Genomic DNA, 6,598 nt, shown 5'->3' with positions numbered 1-6,598 from the left:
ATAACTTATTGGATTATCATCAACGAGTGCCCACACAGATTGATAGGTTTATATTGTTAAAGAGCTTTTCGTTTCGAGTTATCTCAAAACGGACGGTCATTTTAGCGATTCCAAGTTTAGTGTCAACCACTTTTTTCAAACTTTTTTCAAGCAATCTGCTTGGCTAAAAAACCTTGCTAACTCAGCACTATCGCTTAGAAACATCTGCTTCGAAGCTTTGCCGTGTCAGCGAGGGGGCATTATAGAGATCGCGTTCGGGTTGGCAAGTGCTTTTTGGTTATTTTTGGCTTTTTTTTACTGTTCGATGATTTATTAATCTAAAACCGCCAAAAGCGGCGGTTTCTTTTACATTTTTTTAAACTTTTCGGCAAATAAAGTGACTTTATTCCAGTTAGTATACTCAACTTCTTTACTGGTATCGGTTTCACCACCGGTTAGCGTCATGATCAGTTTAATCATCATTTTATCAAACCAAGTATAACGCGGGTAATAAAGAGCACCGGCAAATACACCGATTAAACTAGGTTGCCATGGCGATAGACTCAGGAACTTCTGAACATAGACACTGCCTTCAGGCGTGTCCTTTCCTTGATCTTCTTTGCGCGCGGTTAAGTTGACACAGAAGAATGCCACTTTATTACTATTGAACTGAGCAAGATTACTTTCAATGAATTGGTAAAGCTTCTTGTTTAGCTTGCCATAACGTATAGAGGCACCAACCAACACTCGTTCATATAAAGAGAAGTCAATATTGTCAACTTGGTGTAAATCAACGATCTCACACTGATAATCATCACTAAACTGCGTTTCAATGTGCTTAAGAATTTTTATTGTTTGTCCTTCGCGAGAAGAATATAGAAACAGAACCTTTTTCACTGTATGTCCTCAACTTCGCCAGAATGTTGGTGTCAGTAATATAAGAAGGGTAAATATTTCAAGTCGTCCAAATAGCATTGAGACCACTAGCACCCATTTCGCTTTATCATTGATCTCACCAAAGTGAAGAGCAACCTCACCTAAACCAGGACCAAGATTATTCAGTGTCGCCGCGACGGCTGAGAATGCACTTAACTCATCCATACCTGTTGCAATCAATGCCAGCATGCAAACGACAAATACTAATGCGTAAGCGGAAAAGAATCCCCAAACTGCATCTACGACTCGTTGAGGTAACGCGCTTCCACCCAATTTAATGGTGTATACCGCTCTTGGGTGCACCAAACGTTTAAGTTCACGAGCACCTTGTAAGGTCAACAACAGAATTCGAATAACTTTCATCCCGCCACCCGTTGAACCCGCACATCCTCCTATAAAAGAGGAGAACAAAAGCAAAACTGGTAAAAACAGTGGCCATTCTGCAAACCCCGTAGTAGTAAAGCCCGCAGTCGTCGAGATAGAAACCGTCTGAAACAACGCTTGATCAAAGGCTTCGTACACAGTGTCATAGGAGTGATGACTGAGCAGCATCAAGAAACAGATTAAAAACAGCAATACTTGGATAAAGATGAAGGCTCGAAATTCTGGGTCTTTCCAATAATATTTGGGATGCACACCACCAGAAGCAAATGCTGCGAAATGGAGTGAGTAGTTACACGCAGATATCAATAGAAACACCACAGTGATCATGTTGATAGCATAACTATCAAAATACCCCATGCTGGCATCGTGTGTAGAGAAGCCACCAATTGCAATCGTAGAAAAGCTATGTCCGATGGCGTCAAATGGCGTCATACCTGCAAACCAAAACGCAACAGCACAGGCAATGGTTAAACTTAGGTAGATGTACCACAGTGCTTTTGCTGTTTCAGCAATACGTGGTGTCATCTTACTGTCTTTAACAGGACCCGGAATTTCGGCACGATAAAGCTGCATGCCACCGATACCTAATACCGGAAGAATCGCAACCGCAAGAACGATGATCCCCATCCCTCCAAACCATTGCAGGAACTGGCGGTAAAAAAGTATCGCTTTAGGTAAATGGTCCAGACCAACAATCACTGTTGCCCCAGTGGTCGTTAACGCAGAAAAGGATTCGAAAAAGGCATCCGTTACCGACACATTGGGGTTATCTGATAATAAAAATGGCAGTGAACCGGCACTGCCGATTACCGTCCAGAATAAAACAACGATAAGAAAACCGTCTCTCGCTTTAAGTTCGTGCTTATGGCGCCGGTTCGGAAACCAACAAACCACCCCACAAAAAAGGAGGACAAAGAAAGTCGTCACAAACGGCACACCTGCACCATCTCGGTATATCAAAGCAACCAAGGCAGGAGCGAGCATCGAGACGCTAAATAGGGCGAGCAAAAGCCCCACGATTCGGATAATTGATCGAAATTGCATTACTAATGATGTGTGAAGCTAGGCTTCTGACTTCCTATTCAATCCCTTTAACTGGGGTAATCACGGCTTTTGCACCGCTTTTATTAATGATGGCTTGACGAAACGCCTCCAACTCACGAACTTCAATTTCGAGAGTGAGTTCAACCTCATCACTGTATTGTGCCTCAACTTCCTGCACACCGAATTGTCCAAATAACGATTGTGCGACTGGCATAAAACCATAGTCTAACTGGAGCGTTATTAATGTGGTGATTTTTTTCTCGATAGTTTGAAGCAGCTTAAGAGCTTGTTGAACACCACCACCATATGCTTTAACTAAACCGCCAGTTCCCAGGCGGATACCACCATAGTATCGAGTCACAACCGCGCTGATTTCACCAACCCCAGAACCCGATAACTGCGCCAAAATAGGCTTTCCTGCCGTGCCAGAAGGCTCGCCATCATCACTAAATCCCCATTTCATTGAGTCTTCTGGTCGTCCCGCAACAAACCCCCAGCAATTATGCCGAGCATCTGCGTGCTTCTTTTTAATCTGATCGACAAAAATCTTCGCTGACTCTACGGTTGGGGTATGAGCTAGGTAAGTGATGAATTGACTCTTCTTGATCTCTTCTTCGAAGATCACTGGCGAAGCAGGTATTAAATAGGGCTTATCGTTCATGATTTACTTGAAAAATACATCGTAATAGCAAGTTTATCACGAGCGATTAGCAATAGCAGAATCGAATACCTAAATCACAATGTTAAACACTTGTTTGAAAATTGTATTGAAATTAAACATTCTCGCGTCCACACTAGGATCACTAGTCGTACCAGACCAATAATTCCAATAGTAGATTGAATGTCACGGAGATAGACATGATTTACCAAGCCAACACCCTACGTGTAAAGGAAGTGCAAAACGGTATCGCCGAGCTTTGTTTCAGCTCTCCAAACTCGGTGAATAAACTCGATTTAGCGACATTAGAGTCGCTAGATGCTGCACTAGATGCCATAAAACAAACTCAGAATATTGATGGTTTGATGCTTACCAGTGATAAAGATTCTTTTATCGTTGGTGCGGATATCACTGAATTTCTTGGCTTGTTTGCTAAACCTGATGCAGAGCTCGACCAATGGCTCCAGTTTGCCAATCAAATATTTTCTAAACTGGAAGATCTACCCTTTCCCACCATTTCGGTATTAAAAGGACATGCCTTGGGCGGTGGATGTGAGTGTGTACTCGCTACCGACTTCCGTATTGGTGATAAAACCACCAGCATCGGATTACCAGAAACAAAACTAGGCATTATGCCCGGCTTTGGTGGTTGCGTGCGGTTGCCTCGTGTTATTGGGGCTGACAGTGCAATGGAAATAATCACTCAAGGCAAAGCCTGCCGTGCTAATGAGGCACTAAAAGTAGGTTTACTTGATGCTATCGTTGAGAGTGATGCTCTATATCAATCAGCACTGACTACATTAACTGAAGCTATTAACGAAAAAGTCGATTGGAAATCACGTCGACAGCAAAAAACATCGACACTGACTCTGAGTAAGCTAGAAGCGATGATGAGCTTCACTATGGCTAAAGGGCTAGTAGCACAAAAAGCGGGGCCTCATTACCCTGCACCAATGGCGGCAGTAAAAACCATTGAACAAGGTGCCCATCTTGCCCGAAATGAAGCTTTAGATATTGAACGTAAGTTCTTTGTCCGCTTAGCCAAGTCACCAGAAGCAGAGGCTCTCGTTGGTTTATTCTTAAGCGATCAATACATTAAAGGTATTGCTAAGAAAGCCGCTAAGTCTGCCAACAAAGAAACACAACGCGCTGCCGTTCTTGGTGCGGGTATCATGGGGGGCGGTATTGCCTACCAGTCAGCGCTAAAAGGCGTGCCTGTTCTCATGAAAGATATCGCCCAACCGTCACTCGATTTGGGTATGACTGAAGCCTCTAAATTACTCAATAAACGTTTAGCACGGGGTCGTATTGATGGTTTCAAGATGGCTGGTATTCTTGCTTCAATCACGCCTAGCTTACACTACGCTGGAATTGAAAATAGCGATGTCATTGTCGAAGCTGTGGTTGAAAACCCGAAAGTAAAATCCGCAGTATTAACTGAAGTAGAGCAACACGTCGGTGAAGATACTGTCATTACCTCAAACACTTCAACGATTCCCATTGATTTGTTAGCAAAATCACTTAAACGACCAGAAAACTTCTGTGGCATGCACTTCTTTAATCCTGTGCATCGCATGCCTTTGGTTGAAATTATTCGCGGCCAACATACGTCTGATGAAACCATTAACCGTGTCGTTGCGTACGCAGCCAAGATGGGTAAATCTCCCATCGTCGTCAATGACTGCCCCGGCTTCTTTGTAAACCGTGTTCTCTTCCCTTACTTTGGTGGCTTTAGCATGCTGTTGCGTGATGGCGCGAACTTCACGCAAGTGGATAAAGTTATGGAACGCCAGTTTGGCTGGCCAATGGGACCTGCCTACTTACTTGATGTGGTTGGCATTGATACCGCTCACCATGCACAAGCCGTGATGGCACAAGGTTTCCCTGAGCGAATGGGTAAGCAAGAGCGCGATGTTATTGATGTCTTATTCGAAGCGCAAAGGTTTGGGCAAAAAAATGGTCACGGTTTCTACCACTACAGTGTGGACAAAAAAGGCAAACCGAAGAAAACCTTTGATGATTCAATCCTACCACTGATCAACGATGTCTGTAGTACACAGCAAGAGTTTGATGATCAAACAATCATCGCACGCACCATGATTCCAATGATCAATGAAGTTGTTCTGTGTCTTGAGCAAGGCATTATTGCCTCCCCTCAAGAAGCCGATATGGCATTGATTTATGGTCTTGGATTCCCTCCGTTTAGAGGCGGTGTCTTCCGTTATCTAGATACTATTGGTATTGATACATTCGTTGAGCAAGCCAAGCAATTTGCTGACCTAGGCGCGATGTACCACGTACCACAACTGCTGATAGACATGGCAGCCAAAGGCGAAAGCTTTTATGGCAACCAACAGCAAGGCTCTATTTAATCGGAGGAATCGAAAATGGCTACAGATATGAAAAAAGTCGTAATTGTGGATTGCCTTCGTACCCCTATGGGGCGATCAAAGGGCGGAGCGTATCGTCATGTGCGAGCAGAAGATCTCTCAGCACATTTAATGAAAGGGATCTTAGCGCGCAACCCACAAGTTAACCCAAATGAGATTGAAGATATCTACTGGGGTTGTGTTCAGCAAACTCTAGAGCAAGGCTTTAATGTCGCTCGTAATGCCGCGCTATTAGCGGGTTTACCGATTGAAATTGGTGCGGTAACGGTTAATCGCCTATGTGGATCATCAATGCAAGCTTTGCATGACGGTACTCGCGCGATTATGACTGGAGATGCTGAAATCTGTTTAATTGGTGGGGTTGAGCACATGGGACATGTGCCGATGAACCATGGCGTCGACTTTCACCCAGGCATGTCGAAAAATGTGGCGAAAGCCGCAGGCATGATGGGGCTAACTGCCGAAATGCTTGGCAAAATACATGGTATCAGCCGTGAACAACAAGATCAGTTTGCTGCTCGATCACACGCTCGAGCGCATGCTGCAACCGTTGAAGGCCGTTTTAAAAACGAGATCCTTCCAACGGAAGGTCATGCCCCTGATGGAACATTAATGACGTTAGATTATGACGAAGTTATTCGCCCAGAAACGAGTGTTGAAGGGCTATCGCAACTTCGTCCGGTATTTGACCCTGCCAACGGCACTGTGACTGCTGGGTCTTCTTCTGCTCTATCAGACGGTGCATCAGCGATGCTGATCATGAGTGAAGATAAAGCAAAAGAGTTAGGCTTAACTATTCGCGCTTATATCAAAGGCATGGCTATTGCTGGGTGTGATCCGTCCATCATGGGTTACGGTCCCGTACCAGCAACACAAAAAGCGTTAAAACGCGCAGGGTTAACGGTTGAAGATATGGATGTGGTTGAGCTAAATGAAGCGTTTTCAGCACAATCACTCCCTGTTGCGAAAGACCTTGGTTTGCTTGATGTGATGGATGAAAAGGTAAACCTAAACGGTGGTGCAATCGCATTGGGTCACCCACTCGGTTGTTCCGGCGCACGCATCTCAACGACACTGATTAACTTAATGGAAGCCAAAGACGCTAAATATGGATTGGCAACCATGTGTATCGGTTTAGGGCAAGGGATCGCGACGGTATTTGAGCGTCCATAATTCTTGATCTCTGAACGCATTAGAACGCCAGCAA

Annotated in this window: 5 protein-coding genes; 2 read left to right on the top strand and 3 right to left on the bottom strand. The window is 44.4% G+C overall.

Annotated elements, in window-relative coordinates:
- Positions 1–345 precede the first annotated feature (345 nt).
- The 3 genes from hemG to H2O73_RS17650 are packed head-to-tail and all read right to left on the bottom strand — an operon-like array spanning position 346 to position 3,004.
- The gene (hemG, locus tag H2O73_RS17660; RefSeq protein ID WP_182110251.1) at positions 346–876 is read right to left on the bottom strand and encodes a menaquinone-dependent protoporphyrinogen IX dehydrogenase; all 531 of its coding nucleotides are present in this window, start codon (positions 874–876) and stop codon (positions 346–348) included.
- Positions 877–885: 9 nt separating this feature from the next.
- Positions 886–2,343 (bottom strand): TrkH family potassium uptake protein, encoded by a 1,458-nt coding sequence (locus H2O73_RS17655; RefSeq protein ID WP_182110250.1) that lies wholly within the window; start codon positions 2,341–2,343, stop codon positions 886–888.
- Between the two features lie 34 nt (positions 2,344–2,377).
- Entirely contained in the window at positions 2,378–3,004 is a 627-nt protein-coding gene (locus H2O73_RS17650) for a YigZ family protein (protein ID WP_182110249.1), read from the bottom strand.
- Positions 3,005–3,201: 197 nt separating this feature from the next.
- Between H2O73_RS17650 and fadB the strand changes: the two genes are divergently transcribed.
- Both fadB and fadA read left to right on the top strand, forming a co-directional pair.
- Entirely contained in the window at positions 3,202–5,373 is a 2,172-nt protein-coding gene (gene fadB / locus H2O73_RS17645; protein WP_182110248.1) for a fatty acid oxidation complex subunit alpha FadB, read from the top strand.
- A 27-nt stretch (positions 5,374–5,400) separates the two neighbouring features.
- The gene (gene fadA, locus H2O73_RS17640; RefSeq protein WP_182110247.1) at positions 5,401–6,564 is read left to right on the top strand and encodes an acetyl-CoA C-acyltransferase FadA; all 1,164 of its coding nucleotides are present in this window, start codon (positions 5,401–5,403) and stop codon (positions 6,562–6,564) included.
- The last annotated feature ends 34 nt before the right edge of the window (positions 6,565–6,598 follow it).

This window comes from Vibrio marinisediminis (genome assembly GCF_014050145.1).
Lineage (GTDB): Bacteria > Pseudomonadota > Gammaproteobacteria > Enterobacterales > Vibrionaceae > Vibrio > Vibrio marinisediminis.
The sequence above is the reverse complement of the archived record's forward strand: the minus strand, read 5'-3'. Positions and strand labels throughout refer to the sequence as shown.